The sequence below is a fragment of the Streptomyces sp. NBC_00443 genome, from assembly GCF_036014175.1.
Classification (GTDB): domain Bacteria; phylum Actinomycetota; class Actinomycetes; order Streptomycetales; family Streptomycetaceae; genus Streptomyces.
On sequence record NZ_CP107917.1, the window covers coordinates 8291354 to 8317923 of the forward strand.

At 72.2% G+C, this 26570-nt stretch carries 20 protein-coding genes; 7 read left to right on the forward strand and 13 right to left on the reverse strand.

The features are described 5' to 3' along the window. The 4 genes from OHO27_RS37760 to OHO27_RS37775 all read right to left on the reverse strand — a co-directional run bounded on the left by OHO27_RS37760 (position 1) and on the right by OHO27_RS37775 (position 4713). The gene (locus OHO27_RS37760) at positions 1–453 is read right to left on the reverse strand and encodes an SRPBCC family protein (RefSeq protein ID WP_328429423.1); all 453 of its coding nucleotides are present in this window, start codon (positions 451–453) and stop codon (positions 1–3) included. A gap of 58 nt (positions 454–511) precedes the next feature. Next, a complete protein-coding gene (locus OHO27_RS37765) occupies positions 512–3352 on the reverse strand; it encodes a beta-L-arabinofuranosidase domain-containing protein (RefSeq protein WP_328429424.1) in 2841 nt (946 codons plus the stop codon). 175 nt (positions 3353–3527) lie between these two features. Further along, a complete protein-coding gene (locus OHO27_RS37770; protein ID WP_328429425.1) occupies positions 3528–4214 on the reverse strand; it encodes an HAD family hydrolase in 687 nt (228 codons plus the stop codon). Between the two features lie 19 nt (positions 4215–4233). After that, positions 4234–4713, reverse strand: coding sequence for an Lrp/AsnC family transcriptional regulator (locus tag OHO27_RS37775; protein WP_328429426.1), 480 nt, complete (start codon positions 4711–4713; stop codon positions 4234–4236). A 269-nt stretch (positions 4714–4982) separates the two neighbouring features. On the opposite strand from OHO27_RS37775, the gene OHO27_RS37780 reads away from it, so the two are divergent. After that, positions 4983–6473, forward strand: coding sequence for an FUSC family protein (locus OHO27_RS37780; RefSeq protein ID WP_328429427.1), 1491 nt, complete (start codon positions 4983–4985; stop codon positions 6471–6473). A 280-nt stretch (positions 6474–6753) separates the two neighbouring features. Next, positions 6754–7806, forward strand: a complete 1053-nt coding sequence (locus tag OHO27_RS37785; protein WP_328429428.1) for a lactonase family protein — start codon at positions 6754–6756, stop codon at positions 7804–7806. Positions 7807–7905: 99 nt separating this feature from the next. On the opposite strand, the gene OHO27_RS37790 is transcribed toward OHO27_RS37785, so the two are convergent. The 4 genes from OHO27_RS37790 to OHO27_RS37805 all read right to left on the reverse strand — a co-directional run bounded on the left by OHO27_RS37790 (position 7906) and on the right by OHO27_RS37805 (position 11772). Beyond that, a complete protein-coding gene (locus OHO27_RS37790) occupies positions 7906–8829 on the reverse strand; it encodes a sirohydrochlorin chelatase (protein WP_328429429.1) in 924 nt (307 codons plus the stop codon). Between the two features lie 120 nt (positions 8830–8949). Next, positions 8950–9927 (reverse strand): N-acetylglucosamine kinase, encoded by a 978-nt coding sequence (locus OHO27_RS37795; protein ID WP_328429430.1) that lies wholly within the window; start codon positions 9925–9927, stop codon positions 8950–8952. Continuing rightward, positions 9924–10601, reverse strand: a complete 678-nt coding sequence (locus OHO27_RS37800) for a uracil-DNA glycosylase (protein ID WP_328429431.1) — start codon at positions 10599–10601, stop codon at positions 9924–9926. The genes OHO27_RS37795 and OHO27_RS37800 overlap by 4 nt, the downstream gene beginning before the upstream one ends. An 85-nt stretch (positions 10602–10686) precedes the next feature. Then, positions 10687–11772 (reverse strand): WD40/YVTN/BNR-like repeat-containing protein, encoded by a 1086-nt coding sequence (locus tag OHO27_RS37805; protein WP_328429432.1) that lies wholly within the window; start codon positions 11770–11772, stop codon positions 10687–10689. A gap of 278 nt (positions 11773–12050) precedes the next feature. On the opposite strand from OHO27_RS37805, the gene OHO27_RS37810 reads away from it, so the two are divergent. Beyond that, positions 12051–12638, forward strand: a complete 588-nt coding sequence (locus tag OHO27_RS37810; RefSeq protein WP_328429433.1) for an Rv1733c family protein — start codon at positions 12051–12053, stop codon at positions 12636–12638. Between the two features lie 334 nt (positions 12639–12972). Here OHO27_RS37810 and OHO27_RS37815 read toward each other — a convergent pair whose 3' ends face one another. After that, a complete protein-coding gene (locus tag OHO27_RS37815) occupies positions 12973–14670 on the reverse strand; it encodes a DNA alkylation response protein (RefSeq protein WP_328429434.1) in 1698 nt (565 codons plus the stop codon). A gap of 75 nt (positions 14671–14745) precedes the next feature. Between OHO27_RS37815 and OHO27_RS37820 the strand changes: the two genes are divergently transcribed. Next, positions 14746–15528, forward strand: coding sequence for a PaaX family transcriptional regulator C-terminal domain-containing protein (locus OHO27_RS37820; protein WP_328429435.1), 783 nt, complete (start codon positions 14746–14748; stop codon positions 15526–15528). A 136-nt stretch (positions 15529–15664) separates the two neighbouring features. On the opposite strand, the gene OHO27_RS37825 is transcribed toward OHO27_RS37820, so the two are convergent. Further along, the gene (locus OHO27_RS37825; RefSeq protein ID WP_328429436.1) at positions 15665–16447 is read right to left on the reverse strand and encodes a pectate lyase; all 783 of its coding nucleotides are present in this window, start codon (positions 16445–16447) and stop codon (positions 15665–15667) included. 72 nt (positions 16448–16519) lie between these two features. Then, on the reverse strand, positions 16520–17500 hold the full coding sequence (locus OHO27_RS37830) for a pectate lyase family protein (protein ID WP_328429437.1): 981 nt from the start codon (positions 17498–17500) through the stop codon (positions 16520–16522). A 300-nt stretch (positions 17501–17800) separates the two neighbouring features. Here OHO27_RS37830 and OHO27_RS37835 point away from each other — a divergent pair, with 300 nt between their 5' ends. Both OHO27_RS37835 and OHO27_RS37840 read left to right on the forward strand, forming a co-directional pair. Continuing rightward, entirely contained in the window at positions 17801–19114 is a 1314-nt protein-coding gene (locus tag OHO27_RS37835; RefSeq protein ID WP_328429438.1) for an extracellular catalytic domain type 1 short-chain-length polyhydroxyalkanoate depolymerase, read from the forward strand. A 123-nt stretch (positions 19115–19237) separates the two neighbouring features. Then, positions 19238–23626, forward strand: coding sequence for a cation-translocating P-type ATPase (locus OHO27_RS37840; RefSeq protein WP_328429439.1), 4389 nt, complete (start codon positions 19238–19240; stop codon positions 23624–23626). On the opposite strand, the gene OHO27_RS37845 is transcribed toward OHO27_RS37840, so the two are convergent. Beyond that, on the reverse strand, positions 23627–24706 hold the full coding sequence (locus OHO27_RS37845) for an NADH:flavin oxidoreductase/NADH oxidase (protein WP_328429440.1): 1080 nt from the start codon (positions 24704–24706) through the stop codon (positions 23627–23629). Between the two features lie 148 nt (positions 24707–24854). Between OHO27_RS37845 and OHO27_RS37850 the strand changes: the two genes are divergently transcribed. After that, positions 24855–25205, forward strand: coding sequence for an ArsR/SmtB family transcription factor (locus OHO27_RS37850; RefSeq protein WP_328429441.1), 351 nt, complete (start codon positions 24855–24857; stop codon positions 25203–25205). Here OHO27_RS37850 and OHO27_RS37855 read toward each other — a convergent pair. After that, entirely contained in the window at positions 25128–26549 is a 1422-nt protein-coding gene (locus tag OHO27_RS37855) for a nucleobase:cation symporter-2 family protein (RefSeq protein WP_328429442.1), read from the reverse strand. The two genes, OHO27_RS37850 and OHO27_RS37855, sit on opposite strands and share 78 nt — an antisense overlap. Positions 26550–26570 lie beyond the last annotated feature (21 nt).

Genomic DNA, 26570 nt, shown 5'->3' on the forward strand with positions numbered 1-26570 from the left:
CTACCCGGTGCGTTCCGTGAGCCTGCGTTCCAGGTCGCGCAGGTCCTTGCCGATGTTGTGGCGGACATGGCGGGCCATGATCGGGGCCGCCGGCCGGTAGACGCCGCCAGGGCCACCCCGGACGCGGATGCACGCGAGGGTACCGTCCGCGTGCCGATCGAAGGCATAGGTGACGTTCATCGGCACCGGGCCGGCCACGGCCACCATGTCGAGCAGTCGCGGGAAGTCGTACGACGCCACGCGCAGCACGTAGTCGATGTGCCGACCCAGGAAGTGCGCTGTCCGCTTGACCTCGGCGCCGACCCCGAAGCCGCCCTCGTCGGCCTCGCGGGTCAGCTCCGCCCGGCGGATGCCCTGGGTCCAGTCGGTGTCGTGGCGCCAGTCCATGGCATACGCGGCAACCTGCTCGGGAGGGAAGGGGATCACCCGCTCCGCCGACACGTCGATCGTCATGATTCCAGCATCCCCGCGCCGCGAGTCGAGCGCTCGGCGCGGGGATCAGGTCGCCGGGTCAGGGAGCGTAGGTGGCCTGCTCCGCCGTACGGACGACCGTCTGCCCGTCGGCCTGGCTCAGCAGACCGGCGGTGACCCAGGCGTTCACGGTGGACCGCACGCGCGCGACCAGCGCACCCTTGCTGCCGAAGGGAGCCCCGGCCCAGATCTCGTCCAGCAGCGTGGTGCCGTCGGGCTTCGCGGGGTTGGCGACGCCGGAGTCGGAGTTGCCGAAGATCACCCGGAGTTCCGAGCGCCGGAAGTAGGCGTGGGTCGGGTCCTCCGTGCCCTCGAAGAACGGGGCGAACTCGGTTCCGGCGAGGGTGTGGTGGAGCGGCTTTCCGGACACGGGCGTGAGCGACGACAGCAGGTCGCCCGACAGGCCGGCGTTGCGGTACAGGCCCAACTGCAGGTGGACCGTGGAGGAGTTGCGGCCGACGAGATTGACGGGGCCGTAGAACAGCGTCTGGAGCGAAGGGTCGTCGATCGCCTTCTCCACCCGCAGCCTGAAGGGCATCGAGATCCGCACGGTGTCGCCGCCGCGCCACGTCCGCGACACGGTGAAGTAGCTCCCCGGCGTCGGAGTGCCGCTCACCGCTGTGCCGTTGACCGTGACCCGGAAGCCGGCGGTGGCCCATGACGGCACCCTCAGCCGCAGCGCGAAGGCGGCTCTGCCGCCGCCGATGGTGAGAGTGGTGCCCTGCTCCCGCGGGAACGTGGTTGCCTGAGTGACCGTCACGCCCTTTTCGGTCCATGTCAGTTGCGACGGGCTGTAGAGGTTGACGTACAGCGCGCTGCCGTCGGCGGCCTTGAAGTACACCGAGTCCTGGTACCTGGTGGCGCTCTCCATGCCGGTGCCCTCGCAGCAGGTCGTGCCCTGCTTGGGCGTGTAGTCCCGCACATGACCCGGCGTCAGCCCGATGAAGTACGTGACCAGCGGTTTCTCGGCGTCCGCCTTGTCCTGCTTGGAGCCGAGGACCTGGTTGTAGAGCGCCCGCTCGTAGTAGTCCATGTACTTCGGCTGCTGCTCGTGGAAGAACAGCGTCCGGCTCAGCTTCAGCATGTTGTACGCACAGCATGTCTCGGCGGTCGTGCCGCTGATCGTGCCCGCGATCACGTCGCGGGCCTTCCAGAACTCGGCGGTGCTGGTGCCGCCGATGCCGTACATGCGGTGGGGCACGACCATGCCCCAGAAGTTGCGGGCCGCGTCGAGATAGCGCGCCTCGCTTGTGGCGTCGTACAGCCGCAGGTACCCGGTGAAGATCGGTATGTGCTGGTTGGCGTGCAGCCCGTCGAGGATGTCGGTGTTCGCGGCGGAGTTGTCGATGAGCCGGTCGAGGTCGAACAACTGGGCCAGCGCCAGGTGTTCGGCCTTTCCGGTGATCGCGTGCAGGTCGCAGATCACCTCCACGATGCCGCCGAACTCGCCGCTGGAGAACAGCCCCCACATACGCTGCAGCGTGGCCTCGGGCAGCTTGGACAGCCGGGAGTACATCCAGTCGCACATGCCGGACGCGAGATCGAGGGCCCGCGCGTCGTCCGTGGTCAGGTAGGCGTCCAGCACACCCCTGAGGATCTTGTGCGCGGTGTAGTACGGCGCCCACACCTTGGTGTAGTCGCTGCTGGTCCTCGACTCCAGGTCGATGAACTGCGTCTCCGGGTACGCCGCCAGGAACCCGGGGTGGCTGGGCCCGCCCCAGGTGCGGCGCAGGGTGGCGGTGAGGCCGCGGCCGGAGGCATCGGCGAACGTCCCGCCGGCGGTCTCGTCGAAGGCGTACGAGGCCAGGTTGCCGCGGCCGGCGGAGGCGTCGGCGGCCCGGCTGCTCTGCAACTGCGTGATCTCGGCGGCGGTGAGAGCGCGCGACCAGACGTTGAACTCGTCGTAGGCGCCCGCGAAGACGGGGTCGGCGGCGAAGTTGGAGCGGCCCAGCCAGTTGTTGCTGAGGGAGCCGAGGGCGGCCGGGGTGAGGGACATCGCCGTGTTGCGGGCCACGGCGGTGCCGTTCACGTACAGCGTCCCGGTGCCGCCCGCGATCGAGACCGCGAGGTGGTTCCACTGGTTGAGGGGCAGCGCGGCGGTGCCGTCGAGGCCCTGCTCGCCGCCAGGTCCGTTGGCCGTGATGGCGAACCTCGGCACACCTGCGGCATTGCGGGCGGCCAGGTACAGGTACCGGGTGTTGTCGTTCCCGAAGTCGAAGACCCGCGTCCAGTTTGCGTCGTGGGTGGGCTTCACCCAGGCGGACAGGGTGATCGCGGAGGCACCGCCGAGGACGGCGGCGGGCAGATCGACGTACTGGGAGGAGCCGCGGACGTGCTCTGCGGCGGTGCCGAACCTCCCGCTCACGCTCAGCACTGCGGGATCCTTGCGCAACGCCGCGCGCACCTCGGTCAGTGCCCCGACCATGGTGCGGATCTTCTCGACGAACACCTGCTCGCCGGTGCTGGCAAAGGCCTGCGACAGCATGGTCAGGAAGTGCCCGGTGTAGTGCCCGCGCAGATTGCCGTTCGCCTCGCCGTCGAGCCCCTCCCAGCCCCCAGGTGCCACCGCACCGCCGGTGGAGAGGCCGGCGTTGGCACGGAAGACCTGCAGCAGCCGGTTCACGTCGTAGCCGCGGGCGTGGTCCAGCATCAACTGCCGCTTGTCGGCGAAGAGTCCGGGCCTGAGGGCCACGTCGTCGAGGGCGAAGGGCTGGACGGTCCAGGCGGAAGGGGTGACGGCCACGGACTGCGCCTCCTGAACTGCGGCCGAGGCGGCCGAAGCGGCCGAAGCCCGGCCGGTTGCCGAGTGGCTGATCGCGGGAACCGCCGCGGCGAGGGCGGCGGCCTGGAGAAGGGATCGTCTGGAGAGGGGCGGGGCCATGTGTGCTCCTCCACGAGGGGGTGGCGACGACGGGCGTTCAGGCATGTTCGGTACTGCGAACAGCGTACGAACAGTCGACCAGACGATAGGTAGGAGGCGGGCGAGGGTCAACGGGTCTGGAGCGACTTAATTCCGGTCGCCGTTCCGGCCGTTCGGCTCGTCGACCGGCAGGGCCCTACCTCGTCCGGCGCAGCCAGTCGTACGCGGTCCGCGCCGTGAACTCCTCCTGCCCGCCCCGCAGCAGCAGACCGGCCGTCGCGAACTCCGGGGCGTCCGCCTGGCCGGCCACGTATGGGACGGCGATGCAGCGCATGCCGGCCGCGTGTGCGGCTGCGGCGCCCGGGACCGCGTCCTCGACGACCACGCAGTCGGCCGGTGCCGCGCCGAGCCGGCGGGCCGCCTCCAGGAAGACGTCGGGGGCGGGCTTGCCGTGGTCGACCTCGTCGGCGGAGACGACGGTGTGCAGATGGGCGTCCAGGCCCGTGCCGGACAGGATCGCCGTGATGGCCTTCAGGGACGAACCCGAGGCGACGGCCAGGGGGACGCCCTCGGTCGCGAGGAGCTCCACGAACTTGCGCATCTCGGGGTAGGCGCGCGTGGATGTGCGGGCGAGATCCAGGTAGCGGCGGTTCTTGGCGGCGAGCAGTTCGTCGACGGACGCCCGAAGGCCGTACTCCCGCTTCCAGAGCGTCACCGTCTCCAGCGTGCTGATGCCGACGTACCGCTCGTGATCCGACCAGGTGAAGTCGGGAACCCCGTGCTCGGCGAGGACCTGGCGTCCCGCCTCGTAGTAGTTGGGCTCGCTGTCCACGAGTGTTCCGTCGAGATCGAAGATGACCGAAGTGCTGCCGAGACCGCTCATGGCCCCAGGATGTCAAAGGTCATTTCCGGGCCGCCGCCCGCCCGATCGACTCCACCAGGGGCAGCAACCGGTGCGGGACACGCTCGCGCAGGGCGACCTCGCTGCGGGTGCGGACCACGCCGGGCAGGCTGATCAGCTTCTGGATCACGTCCTCCAGGTGGGCGTTGTCGCGAGCCACCACCCGGGTCAGCAGATCGCCCCCACCCGTGATCGAGAACGCCTCGACGATCTCCGGCACGGCGGCGAGCTCGTCGCCCACGTCGTCGAGGTGGCCCTGGGTAACCTCGATGTGCACGAACGCCAGCACGGGATGCCCGAGCGCGGCGGCCGAGAGTGCCGGCCCCGTGCCGGTGATCACTCCGTCCCGCTCCAGCCGGTCGAGGCGGGCCTGCAGCGTGCCCCGCGCGACACCGAGAATGCGGGCGTACTCGCGCACGCTGGTGCGGGGCTGCTCCAGCAGCAGCCGCAGGATGCGGGTGTCGAGCTCGTCCACGGCCATGCCGTCCGGCCTCCTTCGCCCCGTGTCCGCGTCCGCCACGGACCGCCATGGACTGTCATGGACTGTCGTGGACCGCCGTGGATCGTCATGGTCCGTTGGCTCGTCGATGGACGTACGGGGATCGTTATGTCTGTGCCAATGGCTCAGTATTCCAGGCGCCGCTTGAGCCAGGCTGCTCCTGGATGCTGCAATGGACCCGTCGATGGCGCTGCGGATCCCGCGGCGCCTTTTTCATGCCGGAGTAAACCGGAGAAAAGGGGCGGGACGTAGTGCTGAAGAGGGTGTTCGCGGCGCCGGACCCGGGGCGGGCGCGGCTGCGCTTCGCCGTGCGGGCCGTGCTGGGCATCGGGCTCGCGGTCGTCGTCTGCGGCCTGGCCGGACACTCCCTCGTCGGTGCCGTCACCGGCGGGCTCACCGCGCTGCTCGCGCTGTTCACCGTCACCGACGCCACCGTCCGCGGACAGGCGGTCACCACCGCTCTGCTGCCGCTCGTCGGCCTGCCCGTCCTCGCGGCGGCGGCCGAGCTGCACGACCAGCCGGTCGCCCGCGACTTCACCTTCCTCGCCATCGTCGGCGCGGGCGTGTACGCGCGCCGCTGGGGGCCGCGCGGGCACAGCCTCGGTGTGTTCGCGTTCATGACCTTCTTCGTGGCGCAGTTCCTGCAGGCCACCCCGGGCCGGCTGCCCGAGCTCTACGCCGCCGTACTGCTGTCCCTGCTCGCCGCGTCCGCGGTGCGCTTCGGGCTGTGGTGCTACGAACGCCGTCTGCCCCCGGCGCCGGTACCGGCACCGCCGGGCGGCACCGGACTGGCCCGCGTGACCACACGGCAGGCGATCCAGGCCACCGCAGGCGCGGGCTTCGCGCTCGTCGTGGGCCAGCTGGTGTCCGGGCACCGTTGGTACTGGGCCGTCGGCGCCACCTGGTGGATCTTCGTCAACACCACCTCGCGCGGCGAGACCCTGGTCCGCGGCTTCCGCCGGGTCCTCGGCACGGTGATCGGTATCGGCCTGGGCCTGCTCGTCGCCGTCCCGCTGCACGGCGAGACGATCCCGACGGCCGCGCTGCTCGCCGTCTGCGTCTTCGGCATCTTCTACACGGCCGCTGTCTCCTACACCTGGATGATGCTCTGCGTCACGGTGCTGGCCGAGCTCCTCTACGGCCTGCTGGGCGTCCTCCATCCCGCCCTGCTGGCGCTGCGGCTCGCCGAGACCGGCGTCGGGGCGCTCGGCGCCGTGCTGGCCGTGCTGTTCGTGCTGCCCGTGACCACGCATGCCGTCAACGACGCCTGGATCCAGCGCGCCCTGCGCTGCGTCCACGCCGCCACCGCCGAGGCCGCCGCGCGCCTGGCCGGGGACGAGACCGCCGACCCGGCCTCGCGGCTCGCCGAGCTGGAGCAGTTGCTCGGCCGGGTACGTCTGGCACTCGCCCCGCTGGTGCATCCGCTGAACCCGATGTCGGCCCGCAAGCGGCGTGCACGCCACGTCCTGGCCCTGCTCGACGACTGTGCCCGGGAGATCCGCGGTCTGGCCGCCGTCGCCGCCGACCCCGAAGCCTCGCACGACGCCCGCTTGGCCGCGGCGTGCTGGCGCGTCGAGGCCGCGGTCGAGGCGCTGACCGGCGGTGCGGATGTCGACGCTCCTCACACGCACCCGACGGGGCCGGATCCCGCACTGACTCATCTGCACGGCCTGGAACGGGCCCTGGCCGAACTGTCCCAGCCCCTGCGCACGCCGTCCGGGTCGCGACTCGTCGGAGCGTGAGAACGCCGGGAACCCGCGAGCCGTGCGGGAGCGGCCCGCGGGTGCGCTTCCCGGAGTGTGCCCACGCGTGTGCCCCCAGCAGCGCCACGCCCGTCTGCCACCAGACCTACGAGTCGGTGCAGCGGCAACCCGGCTACCTGCATCACCCCAAGGCCAGAGCCCCGGGTCAGGGGTGGGCGACGACCGTACGCGCCGACATTTTGAACGGCTCTTGGTCTAGACCGATGATGATCCGCTGCTACCGTCAGCCCGGACGGCACCCGACCGGAAGGGGACAGCGGTGGCAGATGGTGACAGGCGGGCACGGCGAGCCTACATCGGGTCGTTCACGGCAGCCGGGGGCCCCGGGATCGTGACGGCGTCCGTGGCCGCGGGCAGCGGCGCGTTGACCGTCCTGGGAGGCGCGGACGACGTGCCCGACCCCGCGTACCTGGCCCTGTCGCCCGGCGGCGACACGCTCTACGCGGTCAGCGAGACCGCGGAGGGCGCGGTGGCCGCGTACCGCGTGACCGGGGACAAGCCGGAACTCATCGGACCACCGGTCCCGGTCGGCGCCGGCGGACCCACCCACCTCAGTCTCTTCGCCGGCCACGTCCTGACCGCCAACTACGGCTCCGGCAGCGTCACCGCCGTGCCCGTCCGCGTCGACGGCACCCTCGCGGGCGCCCCGTCCGCCGTCCTCCAGCACACCGGCTCGGGCCCGCACACGCCACGCCAGCAGGGCCCGCACGCCCATCATGTGCAGCCCGACCCGAGCGGCCGCTGGGCCCTCAGCGTGGACCTCGGCACCGACTCTGTGCGGGTGTGCACGCTGGCCGGCGGCGCACTCGACGTGCACCGGGAGATCGCCCTGCGGCCGGGCTCGGGCCCTCGCCACCTGGCGTTCCACCCGCATGGCCCGTACGCGTACGTCGTCAACGAACTCACCCCCACCGTCACCGTCTGCCACTGGGACGCCGACGACGGCACGCTCAAGCCGCTGACGGAGACGCCGGTCCTGCCGGGCGGCCCGGCCGGCGACGCCTATCCGTCCGGCATCGTCGCCTCGCCCGACGGCCGCTTCGTATGGACCGCGACCCGCGGCGAGGACGTGCTGTCGACGTTCGCCGTCGAGGGTGAGGAACTGCGGCTCGTCGGGACGGTGATCTGCGCCGGCCACTGGCCTCGCGCGCTCACCGAGGCGGACGGGTTCCTGTACGTCGCGAACGAGCGCTCCGGTGACGTCACCTGGTTCGCCCTGGACCCCGACAGAGGGCTCCCGCGCTACGAGGGCTCGATCGAGGTGCCGGCGGCGTCCTGCGTGGTCATCGGCCCGGACGTCAGCAGGGCGTGACCGCACGCCGAAGGGCCCGCTCCGGATGTGGAGCGGGCCCTTCGGCGTTACGACCGCGACGCGCACGCCAGACGTGCGGTCACGTGCACATCCGGTGCGTCAGCGGGCCGGCGTGCCCTGCGCCTGCTGCGGGGCGATGCCCAGCGCCGTCGTGTACTTCGACAGGGCGAGCTTGCCGATCGCCGGGTACGGGCCGAGCGCCTCGGCGGCGGAGCAGCCCGCCTCATGAGCGGCCTCCGCGACCACGCTCGGGTCGATCTCCGGCCCTATCAGGTACGGCGCCAGCGCCAGCTGCTGGGAGCCCGAGTTGCGCAGCTGCTCGGCGACCGCCGAGATCGAGCCGTCCTGGTCCAGGGCCGCCGCCATCACCGGCACGGCCAGGCGCGCGGCGAGCAGCATGCCGGTGATCCCGGCCGCCTGCACGGCCTCCTCGCCGCCGACGGAGGCCAGGACGATGCCGTCCGCGGCCGTGGCCACGGTGAACAGGCGGGCACGGTCGGCGCGGGCCAGACCGGCCTCGGACAGGCGCACGTGCAGCGCCTCGGCGAGCAGCGGGTGCGGGCCCAGCACATCGGTCAGGTCGGCCGCGACGCGGCTGTCCATCACGGCCTGACGGATGACGCGCAGCAGCGCGCTGTCCGGGCCGGCGAGCAGCGGCACGACGACGGCGACGGGGCCCTCCGGCTCCTTGGCCTGCACCCCTGCGGCGATCGCCTGCTCATAACGGGCGGCGCGCTCCTCGGCGGCGTGCACGAGCACCGACTGGACAGTGGGGAACTCCACGTCATCGCCGTCGACGTACCCGATCCGGGCGTCGAGGCCGGGGAGCTCGGAGCGGGCGATGCTCACGACCTCATCGGCGAGACCGCGGGTCGCGGCGCTAGGCGTGCCCGGCACCGCGAGGACGAGCGCGGGTGCGCCCTCGGGAGCCGCCACGGGCTCGGGTCGGCGGTGCCGCCCGGGCTGACGAGGTCGCGGCATTCGTACTGGCAGGCCGGACGCGGGCCCAGTGGGGGAGCTCATGGCGACGCATGTTACTGGCTTCTTGGGCTCCCCTGTTCGGGGAGGGTGCAGGTGAGCGGTATCCGTCCGCTTTTGTCTGATTGAGTTACGTGCAGAGTGGAACCGGACGGCATAGGTGGATCAGTCCCCCTTGTCGTTCACCACGCAGAGCATCGCCTCGTCACTCGGCAGAGTGAGCGCGTCCGTCGCGAGATCGGTCGCGATGCGCACCGACCCGTCGAGCGGATCCCCTGCGGCCGGCACCCTCCGTGCGTGCGGCAGGCGCTTCCCCAACTCCTCTACCAGGGGTACGACGAGAGGGTCACCCATCTTGAACAGGCCGCCGGTGAGCGCTACTTGGGGCTCCCCGGCCGTGGGGCAGACGGCGGCCGCGGAGTCGGCCATGTGCCGTGCGGCGGCCCGCAGGATGTCGGCGGCCACCGCATCGCCGTCGGCGCAGGCGGCCACATCGGGAGCGAAGGAGGCCAGGACGGCAGGGCGGTCGGGCCGTGGATACAGCTTCCCGGGCAGCCCTCGCACCGGGCCGAACAATTCCTCGGCGCGGGCCAGCAGTCCGGCCGACCCGCCGGGCCGCCCGTCGTGCGCGCGCAGCGCCGCCTCCAGCCCGGCCCGTCCGATCCAGGCGCCGCTGCCGCAGTCGCCGAGCAGATGCCCCCAGCCGTCCGCGCGGCGCCAGTCGGTCAGGTCGGTGCCGATCGTGATGAGTCCCGTACCGGCGGCGACCACGGCACCGGGCCTCGGCCCGAGGGCGCCGACATAGGCGGTGACGGCATCCGCGGCGAGCGCGATCCGCCCGATGCCGAACTCCCGCCCCAGCGCGCCCGGCAGTTCGGCCCGCAGCCCATCACCCAGGCTGGCCATCCCGGCAGCCCCAACGGCGGCCGCGTCCAGCCGGTCCACACCTGCCTCGGCCACCAGCGCCCGCACCATGGGCACGAGTTGCTCCATGAAGTGCCCGGGGTCGATGCCCCGATCTCCGGTACGAACCGGCTCGCGGGACTCCCGGCGGGCCGTCGCCGCACGGCCGACGGTGCCGACGACGACTCGCAGGCCGGACCCTCCCGAGTCGACGGCGAGGAATCCGCAGTGGGCGGTCACGGCAGGCGCCAGTCCACCGGCTGTCCTCCCTGTCCGATCAGCAGGTCGTTGGCCCGGCTGAACGGGCGGGAGCCGAAGAAGCCGCGGTCGGCGGACATGGGGGAGGGGTGAGCGGACTCCACCGACGGGAGTCTGCCGAGAAGGGGACGGAGGTTGCGGGCGTCTCTGCCCCAGAGGATGGAGACCAGCGGCTTGCCACGTTCGGCGAGCGCGCGGATGGCCTGCTCGGTGACCTCCTCCCAGCCCTTGCCGCGATGGGCAGCCGGTTTGCGCGGGGCCGTGGTGAGCGCCCTGTTGAGCAGCAGCACGCCCTGCTCGGTCCACGGCGTCAGATCGCCGTTCGACGGCTGCGGCAGCCCCAGGTCGGTGTTGAGCTCCCGGTATATGTTGATGAGGCTGCCCGGCAGCGGACGTACATCGGGCGCCACCGAGAATGAATGTCCCACTGCATGTCCTGGGGTCGGATACGGGTCCTGTCCGACGATCAGGACCCGAACGTCGTCGAAGGGCTGCTGGAAGGCCCTCAGGACGTTCGGCCCGGCCGGTAGATAGGTGCGTCCCGCGGCGATCTCCGCGCGCAGGAAGTCGCCCATCCCGGCGATCCGTTCGGCAACGGGTTCCAGGGCCTTCACCCAGCCCGCCTCGACGATTTCATGCAAGGGTCGTGGTGCCACGGGCGTCACCCTACTGCCGCACGGGCGGGGGTGATCAACCAGTGGCCAAGGCCGGCCCCTAAGCCCCGACGGCGGCCCCGACGGCTCATCGGACCACCGCGGCCCTGACGCACAGCACGTCCGGCAGATGCGACGCCAACTGCTGCCAGCTGTCGCCGTCGTCGGCCGAGGCGAACACCTCGCCGTTGCGATTGCCGAAGTACACGCCCGCCGGGTCCGCGTCGTCCGTGCACATCGCGTCACGCAGCACCGTGCCGTAGTGGTCGTCCTGCGGCAGCCCCGCCGACAGCGGCTCCCAGGTCTTGCCCGCGTCCGCCGTACGGAAGACGCGACAGCGGTGGTCGGCCGGGACGCGGTCCGAGTCGGCGTTGATCGGGAACACGAACGCCGTCTCGCCGCGGTGGGGGTGCGCGGCCACGGCGAAGCCGAACGTGGAGGGCAGGCCCTCACCGATGTCCGTCCAGTTCGCGCCCGCGTCGTCGCTGCGGTACACGCCCCAGTGGTTCTGCAGATACAGCCGGTCCGGCGTCGCCGCGTCCTGCGCGATCTTGTGGACGCACTGGCCGAACTCAGGGTTCGGATCCGGCAGGAACACCGCGGAGACACCGGAGTTGGACGGCGACCAGCTCGCACCGCCGTCGGCGGTCCTGAACACCCCCGCCGTCGAGACGGCGACCGTCACGGCCTGCGGGTCGCGCTTGTCGGTGAGCACCGTGTGCAGGCCCTCACCGCCGCCGCCCGGGACCCACTTCGACCGGGTCGGGTGCTCCCACAGCGGGCGGACCAGTTCGAAGGTCTCACCGCGGTCCTCCGAGCGGTACAGCGCCGCCGGTTCCGTGCCCGCGTACACCACGTCGGGCTCCGCGGCCGCCGGGTGCAACTGCCACACGCGCTCCAGCGAAGCGTCCGTGTCCTTGGGGAACTTGACGGCCGGCTGGGCCGGTTCGGTCCAGGTGCGGCCCAGGTCGTCGGAGTGGAAGACCGACGGGCCCCAGTGGGCGCTGTCGCCGCCCGCCAGAAGTCGCGGACGCTCGCCGCGGGTGTCGATGGCGACCGAGTAAACGGCCTGGGCGTTGAAGTACGGACTCTCGTCGAACTCCCAGGTGCCACCTCGCCTCCGCCCGATGAACAGGCCCTTGCGCGTGCCCACGGCGAGCATTACCTCGGTCATGCCGACCACCTCCGCGACGTCTTTGTCTCAGGTACCGGCCAGTCTGCACCCCGGCACTGACAGTCACCTCTGGAAACGCTTACGTCGCAGGTCAGCGCGGCGATGATAGCCCTCCGCCAGGAGCTGCGGGCACTTTCGTGAAGACGCCCGCGAGGGCCGCGTGACCCGTGCCACGGTCGATCCCGGTACGTGCAGTGAGCATCCGCCTCCCGTCTCCCGTATGGGATGGCGGCCGGTCCGGCAGGCACGTTCGTGCGCTCATGAGGAGGAAGCCTTCGATGGCGTTCCGTGGTCCGAAGGTGTGGCTGTGGCGCTGGCGGCGCAATCCGCTCAAGCGCCGGGCCGACGCGGTGGAGGGCTGGGTACTCGTCGCCGCCTGGGTACTGACTGTCCTGTGCGGAGTGCTCGCCGGCCTGGCGACGGCCCGCACGGTGGAGCAGGGGATGACCCGGGAGCGCGTCGAGTGGAGGCCCGCCGTGGCCCTGCTCACCGAGCGGGCACCGGGCACGTTCGACGCGCGCTCCGGCACGTCGAGCAGCGAGTACGTGTGGGCGGAGGTCCGCTGGAGCGTGCGGGACGGTTCCCCGCACACCGGCCAGGCCCGCGTCCGTCCCGGCAGCGGCGTCGGCACGCCGGTCACCGTCTGGACGGACCCGCAGGGCCGCCTGGTGACCCGTCCGGCCACCCCCTCCGAGGCCCGCACCCGAGCCACCCTGGTCGGCGGCCTCGCAGGCTTCTGCGCCGCGTCCGTCCCCTTCGTCGCCGGCCGGGCCCTCCGCAGCCGCCTGGAGAGCCGGCGCATCGACCACTGGGGCTACGAGTGGGCACGCTTCGGGCCGCTGTGGGGCGGCCGGACGACGGGGTGACGGCCGTACGGGAGCTCAGCCCAACGACAGGTCGTGGTTGCCTCACGACAGGTCGTGGTTGCCTCGGCGGGCACGGGAGGCGGCCCCGCAGCGACCCCACTCACCGCGTCCATGAAGTAGCGCGGTCCCAGCCGCGCTCGAGGCGGTGCCCCGCACGGCACTGACCGACGGCACGGCGCGGCGACCTGGCCCATATCCCGAGGGCGGCCCCCGGCCGGTCCGGCCCCCCTTTTCCCGCCCCCCCCTGGGGCGCCCGTCAAGCAGTCAGTCTCGCGCTTCTTCAGCCACTACGGCGCCCGCCCCGGGCCGCACCTCGGCGCTCAGTCCTCGGCCCTCATCCCACAGCACAGGGCAACGCCCGCCCCAGAATCCCGTCCACGTCCGCCGCGTCCGGCAGCGTGCCGAAGGCGTGGCCCCAGTCGCCGCCCAGTCGGGTCGCGCAGAAGGCGTCGGCGATGGGTGTGGGGGCGTGGCGGATCAGGAGGGAGGCCTGGAGGGTGAGGGCCATCAGCTCGACCAGGCGGCGGGCCGAGGCCTCGGAGCCCGTGGCGAGCAGGGACTTCAGACGGGTCACCGACGCGTCCAGACGCGCGTCCGCCCCCTGCGCCAGGGCAAGTTCGGCGAAGAGCGCCTCGGCAGTCCCCGGCTCCCGGCTCAAGGCCCGCAGGACGTCGAGGGCGTTGACGTTCCCCGAGCCCTCCCAGATCGACAGGAGCGGAGCCTCGCGGTAGTGGCGGGGCATGCCCGACTCCTCGACGTAGCCGTTGCCGCCGAGGCACTCGAGGGCCTCCGCGGTGAAGGCCGGACCCCGCTTGGTGACCCAGTACTTGCCGACGGCCGTGGCGATCCGGCGGAAGGCCGCCTCGGTCCCGTCCGCGTCATCCCCGCGCACCACCCGGTCGGCCGCGCCGGCCAGCCGTAGCGTGAGCGTCGTGGCGGCCTCGGACTCCAGCGCCAGGTCGGCCAGGACGTTGCGCATCAGCGGCTGGTCGAGCAGCCGCGCCCCGAACGCGCTGCGGTGGCGCACATGGTGCCCCGCCTCGACGAGCGTCTTGCGCATCAGCACCGCCGAGGACATCACGCAGTCCAGCCGGGTGCAGTTGACCATCTCGATGATCGTCTTGACGCCCCGTCCCTCGGGCCCCACCAGCCAGGCGACGGTGCCGTCGAACTCGGGCTCGGAGGAGGCGTTGGAACGGTTGCCCAGCTTGTCCTTCAGACGCTGGATGCGGAACGTGTTGCGGCTGCCGTCGGGCAGGACACGCGGCACGAGGAAGCAGGACAGCCCGCCGGGCGCTTGCGCCAGGACCAGGAAGACGTCGCACATGGGCGCCGAGGTGAACCACTTGTGCCCGCGCAGCGTGTACACCCCGGGCTCGGCCGTCGGCGACGCCGTGGTGGTGTTCGTACGGACGTCGGAGCCGCCCTGCTTCTCGGTCATCCCCATGCCCGCGAGCAGCCCCGGCTTCTCGGTGGGCACGCGCAGCTCCGGGTCGTACTCCCGGCTGGTCAGCAGAGGTTCGTAGACCTTCGCGAGCTCGGGCTGCCGGCGCAGCACGGGGACGGCGGCGTACGTCATCGACGTCGGGCAGCCGTGTCCCGCCTCCGCGTGCCCCCACACCAGTCCGCCCGCGGTCCGCGCGACGTGCGCTCCGGGCCGCTCGTCCGCCCAGGGCGCCGCCGCCAGCCCCTCGCCGACCGCGACCCGCATCAGGTGGTGCCAGCTCGGATGGAACTCGACCTCGTCGACGCGATGCCCGTACCGGTCGTGCGTACGCAGCTCGGGCTCGTGACGGTTGGCCTGCTCACCCCACTCCTGCGCCTCGGCGCTCCCGGCCCGCAGGCCCAGCCGCCGGATGTCCGCCTCGGCCCACGCGGCCCCCTCGCGGCGCAGCCCCTCGATCAGGGCCATGTCCTCGGAGGCGTCGTACGGCGCCAGGGGAGGGGGCTGGTTGGTGACGTCGTGGGTGCCGTACTGCCCGGACTGCTCCGGCGCGACTCCGGACTGCTCCTGCGCGAGTATCGAGACCATGCCGTCAGTGTTGCACCATGGCTGCGGTTGCAGCAATCCTGTAATACGCCGAGCCGGCACGTAAGGTACCTGGCCATGCCGAACAACCCGTCAACGCCGCCCGACGAGGTGGACCTGCGCCCGCTGTCCGCCCGGTCGGTCGTCCTGAGCCTGCTGCTGGGTCTGCATCCGCCCGAGCTGCCGGTGAAGGAGCTGGTGCGCAGCGTGGAGCCGTTCGGGATCGCGGGGTCCACCCTGCGGGCCGCGCTCAGCCGGATGGTCGCGGCCGGCGACCTGCGGCGCACCGACACGGTCTACCGGCTCAGCGACCGGCTGCTGGACCGCCAGCGGCGGCAGGACGACGCCGTCCACCCCGAGACCCTGCCCTGGGACGGCGACTGGGAGATGGTCGTCGTCACCGCCACGGGCCGTGGCCCCGCCGAACGCGCGGAACTGCGCACCGAGCTGACCCGGCTCCGGCTCGCCGAGCTCCGCGAGGGCGTCTGGCTGCGCCCGGCCAACCTGCTCCGGCCCCTGCCGGGCGACCTCGCCCAGGTGGCCCAGCGCTACATGTCCCGCCCCGACGGCCCGGCACCCGAGCTCGCCGCGAGCCTGTGGCCGCTGTGTGCCTGGGCCGGCACCGGACGAGCCCTGCTCACGGAGGTCGCCCACGCGCGACGGCCGTCCGACCGTTTCACCGCCTTCGCGGCCGTCGTCCGGCACCTGCTCGCCGACCCGGTACTGCCCCATGAACTCCTGCCCGCCGACTGGCCGGGCGACCGGCTGCGCGCCGCGTACGCGGACTACCGACGGGAACTCGCCGAGGACGCACGCGCGCGTGACGGGAACGACCGCTCCAAGCAGCGCACGCGCGCGTGACGGGCACGACGCCTCCGACAGCGCACGCGCGCGTGCCCGCAGCTGACCGCGCACGACACGGCGGCCGCCCGAAGCGCCGTGCGGGGACGCTTCGGACGGCCGCTTTCACCGTGGGGGGACTACCTGCGGGCGGGTGCTACCGGTAGGTGATGTCCGAGCTGGAGTACAGGCAGTTCGTGCTGTCCGGCCCGGTACCCACGGCCGTGTTGTTGTTGTACTTCTGGCACGGGATGACCTTGCGGCCGGCGTCGTTGAGGATCGTGATGCCGCGCAGCGTCGCCACGTCGCCCCGGTTGACGTTGATGCCGACCAGACGCGCGGTGGACCCCGTGCCGGTCACCTCGATGTTGCTGAGGTTGACCTTGCGCGTGTGCTGCGTGGAGCAGTCGCCGCACGAGCGGTACAGCGTCTTGAAGTCGCTGACGGCGAAGTTGGAGATGTTCAGCGTGCCGGGTCCGTTGTGCTGGAAGACCTTGTCGGCGGCCTTCTTGGCGCCACCGCCGGTCACCGTGTAGGTGGAGCCGCCCCGGAAGGTGGCCGCGTCCTCGCCGACGTCCTCCCACCACACGTTCTGCAGGGTGCAGTTGCCCTCGCAGTGGATGCCGTCGGCGCCGGGCGCCCCGATGATGACGTTCTTCAGCGTCGCGCCGGCCGCGAGCTTGAAGATCGGGTCCTGGCCCTCCTCCTGACCGTCGCCGGCCAGGTCGCCACTGCCGTAGTAGCGGACCATGCCGCCGTCGCGGACGCCGGACACGGAGATGGTGGAGCTCACCGGCTGGCTGCTGCTGGGCGTCGGCCAGGTGGCGGCGCTCGCCGGTGGCGCACCGACTGTTGTGATCATGACAGATGAGAGGCCGAGGGCGGTCAGGCCGCCGGTCAGTGCGCGCCGACGGGTGCGGGGCTTTGCTGGTGAAGTCATGTCCCGTATGCCTTCTTCCAGTTGTGGGGGTGTCGGATGGGAGGTGCCGGGTCTTCTTCCTGGTGGGGGTGGTCAGAGCTTCCCGGCGCCCGCGCCGGACGTCACCGAGGTGACGACGGTGGACGCGGACTCCGCGGTGTAGCCGTAGGGCGGCGTGGTGAAGGTGCCGACCCGGGAGATCTCGGTCGCGGCCCCGCCGAGATCGTTGCCGCGCAGATTGGCGTAGCCGTCGATGTCGCTGCTGCGGTTCGTGGTGACGGCGATCTTGGTGTCGCGGAAGACGTTGTTCTCCACGAGCAGTTGGGCGCCCATGCGCGAGTGACAGGCGGTGTCCGCGCCGGTCACGTAGTTGTTGTAGAAGTGCCCGGTGCCGAAGCGCAGGCTGGGGATGCGCGAGTAGACGTTGCTGAACTGGTTGTGGTGGTACGTCACTTTCAGGTGCCCGGTGTCCTCGCTCGCGTTGTTGTCGCTGTGACCGACGAGCGAGCCCTTGAAGTGGTCCTTGAAGGTGTTCCAGGACACCGTGACGTTGTCCGAGCCGTGATTGACGTCCAGCAGGCCGTCGTAGTGGTCCTTGTCGTGCTCACGGTCGGCCGAGAAGGAGTTGTGGTCGATCCACACCTTCGTCGACTCCTGGACGGTGACACCGTCGGCCGGCGCCACCGGCTTGCTGATGTTCAGGTTCCGGATGACGACGTTGGTGACCTCCTTCAGGCGCAGTCCGCCGCCCGTGAATCCGGACGACGAACCGACGCCCAGCACCGTGGTGTTGGAGCCGACGTCCACCTGGCCGCTCAGCGAGATGAGGCCGTTGACCCGGACGACCTTGGCCGAGTTGCCGGTGACCGCCGCCTTGAAGGCGTCCAGCGTCGAGACGGTGACGGCCGAGGCGTTGCCGCCGCCGGTCGTCCCGGCGCCGAACCCGACCGGCGAGGTCTCGCCCGCCCCGGCCGACTGCGGCAGGACGATGACGGCCGCGGCGGCGAGGACGGCTGCGGCGGCCGTCGCCAGTGCGGCTCTTTGCGGGCGTGCACGTGGGGGGAGAGTTCGCATGCGGTGCGTCCCTTCGGGAGGAGCGACACGATCATGTACGTGAACTGTGAACGTCATGCAGAACGTGGTGCGCGGGCGGTGTGGCCGTGTGGGGGTGTGGTGCAGCGAGTCGGTCACACTGCTGAACGGAACGTAGGGGGCAAGCGCTTTCTAGTCAACGCTTTGCGCGGAAGAACTCGTCTGACCTGGTGGGGGTAAGGGCTCTCATGAGACGCGGTGTGGGAGCGCTTCCATGCTGAACGTGTCCATGCCACGATGCCCCTCCGTGAGGCCCCTCCCGCGACCAGAAGGGACAAGGACGTGCCCACCCCCATCCGCACGACCGCGACAAGAAGGCCCCGGACGCTGCTAGCCGCCCTCCTGCCGCTGTTGGCGGCCCTGCTGCTCGCCGCCCCCACGGCCGCCGCCCGCCCCGACGCCGCCGACGCCGTGCCGAGCGCGACGCTGACCGAGGTCACCGACTTCGGCACCAACCCCAGCAACCTGCGGATGTACGTGTACGTGCCGGACGGCGTCACAGCCCATCCGGCGGTCCTGGTGGCCGTGCACTGGTGCACCGGCTCCGGGCCGGACATGTACAACGGCACCGAGTACGACACGCTCGCCGACCAGTACGGCTTCGTCGTGGTCTACCCGTCCGTCACCCGCAGCAGCAAGTGCTTCGACGTGTCCTCGCCGCAGGCGCTGCGGCGCGACGGCGGCAGCGACCCGGTCGGCATCAGGTCCATGGTCGACTGGGTGACCCGCACCTACGACGCCGACACCGACCGCGTCTTCGCCACCGGCATCTCCTCCGGCGCGATGATGACGAACGTCCTGCTCGGCGACTACCCCGACGTGTTCGCCGCGGGCGCGGCCTTCTCGGGCGTCCCCTTCGGCTGCTTCGCCACCACCGACGGCTCCGAGTGGAACAGCGCCTGCGCGAACGGCACCGTCACGCACACCCCGCAGCACTGGGGCGACCTGGTGCGCGGCGCCTACCCCGGCTACACCGGACCCCGCCCGCGCATGCAGCTGTGGCACGGCACCGAGGACGACGTCCTGCGCCACCCCAACCTCGGGGAGATGATCAAGCAGTGGACGACCGTCCAGGGCGCCGGCCAGACCCCGGCCGCCACGGGCACACCCCAGTCCGGCTGGACCCGCACCCGCTACGGCGGCACCGGTGACCGGGCCCCCGTCGAGGCGATCAGCCTCCAGGGCGTCGGCCACAACCTGTACGGCTACGGCATGGCGGCCCGGGTGCTCACCTTCTTCGGCCTCGACAGCGGCGGCCCGGCGCCCCAGCCGCAGCCCGGCGCCTGCAAGGTCACCGCGACCACCAACGCCTGGAACACGGGCCTGACCGCCTCCGTGACGATCACCAACACGAGCACGACGGCGGTCAACGGCTGGCGGCTCGGCTTCACACTGCCTGCCGGCCAGTCGATCACCAACGGCTGGGGAGCCACCTACGCCCCGGCCTCCGGCGCGGTGACGGCGAGCAGCGCCTCGTACAACGCGGCGCTCGCGCCCGGGGCGAGCGTCAGCATCGGCTACCAGGCGGACCACACCGGGAACAGCGCGGCGCCGGGCACCTTCACGCTCAACGGGACGGGCTGCACCTCAGGGTGATGGCCCTCGGTGAGGAGGCAGGACCCGCGAGATCCCTCGCGCCGCCCGGGCGCGGATGACATGCCGTTTTCCGGGAACCCGGCCGCACGCAAGCCGACGTCGAACGAGCTGCGAGGGCGAGCGATGGTTCTGGGACTGCTCACACGTCCGACAGCCGCCGCGGCCGAGATGGTCGCGGCCGGGCCCCGGCTGCTCGCCCGAGGAGCGGCCCCCGCGGTGGGACTCGCCGCGGGGGCGGTCGCCGGAACGGCCCGGGCCGGTGTGCGGGGTGCCGACAGCGCTGTGCGTGTGGTGCGCGTCGCCCGCAACTCGCTGCCCCTTCGCCCGCAGCCCTGGCGGTCCGGCGCCCGTACTCATCTCGCCCTGCGGCCCGAGTCGTCGGAGCGGGTACGGCTGGAGGGCGGGCTGGAGCACGCCGCCCGCAACGTCGCCGCGACGCTGATGGAGCGGCCGGACGTGTTGCTCGCCTACTGGGACGGCGGGCTGAGCCGGCTCGTGGTGACGGCCGTCGAGGAGTCGGCCGGCGACCAGGTGGTGGACAAGGCGGTCGAGATCGCGGCCCGGCACGGGCTGGCCCGGACCGACAATTCGGTGGACGAGATCGCCCACCCCGCCGACCCCGCCGGGGTACGGGCCGCCGCCACGACGCTCGCCGCCGACGGGGTGGGCATCGCGGCGGCGTTCGCCGGCCACGCCCTGCGCCTGCCGGCCTCGCCCCGGTCGGTGACCGCGCTGGTGACGCTGCTGCGGGAGAACCCGCGCTTCCGGGGCTGGCTGCGGGCCAGGATCGGCCGCTCCCGCATGGACATGGTGCTGGCCATGGCTAACGCCGCCGTCCACGGGGCCGGCCGGACCCCGACCGCTCTCGTGCTCGACGGCACGCTGCGCTCGCTCCAGTTGGCGGAGACAGTGGCTCGCGTGGCGGCGTTCGACAAGGTCCACGACGAGGTATCCGCACCGGACCGGTCCAGCGTGGCCGGGGCAGCCTTCCCGCGTCCGCCGCTGCGCACCTCCCCGGCGCAGGAGTACGCCGCGCACGCCGAGACCGGCAGCCTGGTGGGTGCGGCGGCGATGCTGCTGGTCAAACACGACGGCACCGAGGCGGCGGAGGCGGTGCTCGCCGGCTCACCCAAGGCCGCCCGCTACGGGCCCGCCGCCTTCCACGCCGTACTGAGTTCCGCGCTGTCCCGCGCCGGCGTCCTGGTGCGGGACCCGGAGCGGCTGCGGCAGCTGGAGATGGCCGACACGGTCGTCCTGCATCCGAGCGCGCTGCGGACTCCGGGCGCCGACGCGGACCCGTGGGCGGAGACCGTGCTGGACGCGGCACGGCGCGCGGGCCTGCGGGTCGTGATGGTGGACGACCCTGCCCTGGCCGACTTCACGAACCTCGCCGACCAGGTGGTGCGCGACGAGCGGTCGCTGAGCGACGTGGTCAACGCGTTGCGCGCCGACAAGGACAGCGTCGTCGTCACGGTCGCGCGTCCGGCGCAGGACGACGAGGACATCCTCGCCGGGCTGCTCGCCGGCGATGTGGCCGTCGCCCTCACCGACCAGGACGGAGCCGTCGTCTGGGGCGCCGACGTGCTGGCCCTGCACGGTCTTGCCGACGTGTGGCGGCTGTTGCGGGCGGTCCCGGCCGCGCGCGGCGTCGGTCGCAGGTCGCAGGTGCTGGCCCGGTCCGGTGCCGCCCTGTCCGGGCTCCTGGTGGCGATCGGCAAGTCCTCGCGCGGGCGCCCGACGCCGTGGCCCGGGCTGCGGCACACGCCGGTCGACCTGAGCGCGGCATGGGCCCTGCTGACCGGCGGCCGTGCGGCCCTCGGAGTGGCGGCGGCCCGCGCACCGCATCCCCGGCCGCGCGTGGCCTGGCACGAGCTGGAGCACACCGAGGTCCGCGAACGGCTGGAGCACGAGAAGGGCCCGGAGCCGACCGGCCCCGAGCAGGTCACCGGCGGCGCGCGCAAGGTGATCCGCAGGATGGGCCGGCATCCCCTGTTCGCACCGCTGAGCGGGCCGGTCCAGCTCGCCCGGGCCGTGCGCGGCGAGCTCGACGACCCCCTCACCCCGGTGCTGGCCGTCGGCTCGGCCGCCGAGGCGATTCTCGGCTCCGTGGTGGACGCCCTGCTGGTCGTCGGCGCGCTCGACCTGAACGCCCTGGTCGGCGGCGTCCAGCGGATGCGGGCCGAGCGGGCCTTGTCCGGACTGCTGGCGAAGCAGAAGCAGAAGGCGCGCGTCACCACCGAGGAACCGGAGTCCCAGCCGCACGTCGTGGACGCCGCCAGGCTGAGCCCCGGCGACCTGATCGAACTCCGGGCGGACGACGTGGTGCCCGCCGATGCCCGGCTGGTGTGGGAGGACGGTCTGGAGGTGGACGAGTCCGCGCTGACAGGGGAGTCCCTGGCGGCCGACAAGGGGATCGAGCCGACGCCGGACGCCGCCGTGCCGGACCGCAGCTCCATGGTGTTCGAGGGCACCACCGTGGTGGCCGGAAACGCCCGGGCCATCGTGGTGGACACCGGGGACCGGACGGAGGCCGCCCGGGCCGTGGCCCTCGCCGCCCGCACCCCACCGTCCGCCGGAGTGCAGGCCAGGCTGCGGGAACTCACCGACAAGGCCCTGCCGTGGACCCTCGCCGGCGGTGCCGGGGTGACCGCGCTGTCGCTGCTGCGCGGCACGCCGATCCACCGGGCCGTCAGCGGCGGCGTGGCGGTGGCCGTGGCCGCGGTCCCCGAAGGGCTGCCGCTGGTGGCGACCGTCGCCCAGCTGGCCGCCGCCCGTCGGCTCAGCCACCGCGGAGTCCTCGTCCGCGCCCCGCGCACCCTTGAGGCGCTCGGCCGGATGGACACCATCTGCTTCGACAAGACCGGCACACTCACCGAGAACAAGCTCCGCCTGGTCCGCGTGACGGACGCCGACGGCAAGGTCCACACGCCGGACGAGCACGACCCCACGCTGCGGACCGCGGCCCGCGCCTGCCCCCAGCTGAACGGCGGCACGGACCGGCCGGTGCACGCCACCGACGAGGCCGTCCTGGACGCGGCCGGCCCCGACCCTGACTGGTCCCAGACCGAGGGACTGCCCTTCGCGGCCGACCGTGGCTACGCCGCCGCCGTCGGCCGGACCGAGGACGGCACCGCGGTACTCGTCGTCAAGGGCGCCCCCGAGACGGTGCTGCCCGCCTGCGCCGACCTGCCCTCCTCGGCATCGGACGCGGCGCACGATCTGGCCGGCGACGGACTGCGGGTCCTGGCGGTGGCCCGGCGCCCGCTCGACTCGGCGGAGAAGGCCGCCGACGTCCTGGAACAGCCCCTGGACGGGCTGGAGTTCACCGGTCTGCTCGCGCTCGCCGACGTACCGCGGGCCACCTCCACAGCGCTGGTCGAGGGCCTGCGCGCGGCCGGCGTACGACCCGTCATGCTGACCGGGGACCATCCGCAGACCGCGCGGGCCATCGCCGCCGAACTGGGCTGGCCCGAGGACACCGGCGTGGTCACGGGCGACGAGCTGGCGTCCGCGGACCGGGAGGAACGCGCCCGGATGCTGCGCGACATGGGCGTCGTGGCCCGTGTCGCTCCCGAGCAGAAACTCCAGGTGGTCGAGGCGCTGCGGGACGCCGGGCGGGTGGTCGGCATGGTCGGCGACGGAGCCAACGACGCCGCGGCCATCCGCGCCGCCGACATCGGCGTCGGCATCGACGCCCGCGGCTCGGCGGCCGCCCGCAACGCCGCCGACCTCGTCCTCACCAACGGCGACCTGACGGTCCTGATCCAGGCGGTCGCAGAAGGCCGGGCCCTGTGGCACAGCGTCGCCGACGCCATCGCCATCCTGATCGGCGGCAACGCGGGCGAGGTGGGCTTCGGCCTCCTCGGCACGCTGCTTTCGGGCGCCGCGCCCCTGTCCACCCGCCAGATGCTGCTGGTGAACCTGTTCACGGACCTGTTCCCGGCCATGGCGGTCGCCGTGACGCCGAAGGAGGCGGAGGGAGCCGACACGGAATCCGCGACGGAGGATGCGGACGCGGGCTCCGAGGCGGGGAAGCAGGGTGCGGGTTCCGAAGCGGCACCCGCAGGCACCGAACCCCTGGGCACCTCACTCCTCGGCGAACCCCTGATCCGCAAGATCCGCCACCGCGCCCTGACCACCACCCTGGGCGCCACGTCCGCCTGGCTGATCGGCCGCTTCACCCCGGGCACCGCACGCCGCTCCACCACGATGGCCCTGTGCGCGGTGGTCGGCACACAGCTCGCCCAGACGTTGGCCGACCGCCGGGGCAGCCCGCTGGTCCGCTTCACCGCCCTCGGCTCCGCGGCGGCCCTCGTTGTCCTGGTCGAGATCCCCGGCCTCAGCCAGCTCTTCGGCTGCACGCCGCTCGGCCCGGTCGCCTGGGCGGGCGTCGGCGCGTCGATCGCGCTCGCGCTGTTCGGCCAGCGCACCCTGCCGCACCTGGAGCGGATGCTGGCCCGTTACCTGCCGACAACCTCCGGCGATGCGGCACCGGCAGCGTCCGCGGCGTGATCAGACGGACCGGTGGTACTGGTCGGGCACATGCACGTCCCCGCCGAGTTCCCGAGCCGCGTGCCGCGCCCACGACGGGCTGCGCAGCAGCTCACGGCCGAGCAGGACGGCGTCCGCCTCGCCGTTCGCGATGATCTTCTCGGCCTGCTCGACGTCCGTGATCAGCCCCACCGCGGCGACCGGCAGCGTGGTCTCCGCCTTCACCCGCGCGGCGAACGGCACCTGGTAGCCCGGGCCGACGGGGATCCGGGCGCGGGAGGCGTTGCCGCCGGTCGAGACGTCCAGCAGGTCGATGCCGTGCGCCTTGAGGTCGGCGGCGAAGCGGACCGTGTCGTCCGCGGTCCAGCCGTCCTCCTCCAGCCAGTCGGTCGCCGAGATGCGGAAGAACAGCGGCTTGTCGTCCGGCCACATCTCCCGCACGGCGTCCACGACCTGGAGCGCGAAACGCGTGCGGTTCTCGTACGAGCCGCCGTACTCGTCGGTGCGGTGGTTGGAGTACGGGGAGAGGAACTCGTTGATCAGATAGCCGTGGGCGCCGTGGACCTCGGCGATCTCGAAGCCCGCGGCGAGGGCGCGGCGCGCGGCGTCCGCGAACTGCCCCACGATCTCCTGGATCTCGGTGACCGTCAGCTCGGTCGGCACCGGGTGCCCGTCGGCGAACGGGACTTCACTCGGCGCCACCGGCTGCCACCCGTGGGCGTCCGGCCCCACCGGCGCACCGCCCTTCCAGGGCTGGTCGGTCGAGGCCTTGCGGCCGGCGTGTGCCAGCTGGATCGCAGGAACCGTGCCCTGCGACACGAGGAAGCTCGTGATCCGGCGGAACGCCTCGACCTGGGTGTCGTTCCAGATCCCCAGGTCGTAGGGGGAGATCCGGCCCTCGGGGCTGATTCCCGTGGCCTCGACGATGATCAGCCCCGTGCCGCCGGCCGCGCGGGCCGCGTAGTGCGCGAAGTGCCAGTCGTTGGGGACGCCCGCGTCGGGGCCCTCCGGCGCGGCCGAGTACTGGCACATCGGGGGCATCCACACCCGGTTCGGGATCGTCACATCGCGCAGGGTGTAGGTCTCGAAGAGCGCACTCACGGCGGACTCCATTCGTCACGGGGACCAGCGGTCGACTCGTACGATAAGCATCGTAGTACGGCAGGTGTCAAACTACGAGGGGTCTCGTACAATGGGAAACCCGAGCCCGGGAATCCCGAGGGCGGGAACCCGACGAAGTGGAGCCGCCGTGACCAGCCCCGCTGTGAGCAGCCGTGACCTCCCGCACCCGGCGCGCGAGGAGATCCGTCTGGAAGGCGTGCTGCACGCGCTGTCCGACCCGATGCGGCTGCAGATCGTGCGAGAGCTCGCCGCCGTCGGCGACGAGCTCTCCTGTTCGCAGTTCGACCTGCCCGTGACCAAGTCCACCACCACGCATCACTTCCGGGTGCTGCGCGAGAGCGGTGTGATCCAGCAGGTCTACCGCGGCACGGCCAAGATGAACGGCCTGCGCAAGGACGACCTAGACGGTCTCTTCCCGGGACTTCTCGACGCCCTTCTCGACGCCGCCGCCAGACAGGCCGTCCGGCTCAACGCCTGAATCCGCTGAACCGCCTGAACCGCGCGAACCGTCCGAAGCGGCCTTCGCGGGCAGGTGGTTGAAGAGCACGTTCAGCACGATCGCCGTCAGACAGCCCGCGCTGATCCCGCTGTTCATCACCGTCTGGAACCAGTCCGGGAACTTCTCGTAGACCATCGGCACACCGACCGGCAGCATGCCCATGGCCACGGAAACGGCGACCACCGTCAGGTTGTTGTTGCCCCTGAAGTCCACCTGGGTGAGAGTCCTGAGGCCGCTGGCCGCCACCGTTCCGAACATCACGAGGCCCGCACCGCCCAGCACCGGAGCCGGTATCGCCGCCACCACCGCGCCCAGCTTGGGCAGCAGGCCGAGCAGCACGAGGATCCCGCCCGCGGTCGCGACCACCCAGCGGCTGCGCACGCGGGTCATGCCGACGAGGCCCACGTTCTGTGCGTACGCCGTGTACGGGAAGGTGTTGAAGACGCCGCCCAGCACGGTCGACAGGCCGTCGGCGCGCAGGCCGTCCGCAAGGGAGCGCGGCTCGACCTTGCGGTCCGTCATCTCGCCGACGGCGATCAGGTCACCGGTCGTCTCGGTCATCGTCACCAGCGCCACCACCAGCATCGACGCGATGGCCGAGAACTCGAAGGTGGGCGCCCCGAAGTGGAACGGCGTGCTGATCCCGACCCAGTCGGCGTCCCCGACCCCGCCGAAGTCCGTGAACCCGAACGGCACCGCCACCGCGAGCCCGACCACGATGCCGATCAGTACCGCGATCCGGCTCAAGAAAGCCGGCGCGAACCGCTGCACCCCGAGCACTACCGCCAGGACGAACGCCGCGAGTGCGAGGTTCCCGGGCTCCCCGAAGTCCGCCGAACCGGCGCCGCCCGCGGCCCAGTTGCCCGCGACCGGCAGTAGCGACAGCCCGATGATCAGGATCACGGTGCCGGTGACGAGGGGAGGGAAGTACCGGAGCAGCCTCCCGAAGACCGGCGCCAGCAGCACGATCGCGAGGCCCGCGACGATCACCGAGCCGTAGATCGCGGGGAGTCCTCCGCCCGTGGTGCCGATGAGCACCATCGGCGATACGGCGGCGAAGGTGCAGCCCTGCATGATCGGCAGCCGTACGCCGAAGCGCCAGAAGCCGATGCACTGGATCAGCGTGGCGATGCCGCACACCAGGAGGTCGGCGGTGATCAGATACGCCAGGTCCGCGGGCGGGAGCTTCATCGCGCCGCCGACGATGAGGGGGACGGCGACGGCGCCGGCGTACATGGCGAGGACGTGTTGCAGGCCGAAGGCGGCCAACTGGCGTTTGGGCGGGATCTCGTCGACGGGGTGCACGGGTGCGGTTGCGGTCATGGGCGAGACCGTAGGCTCCTT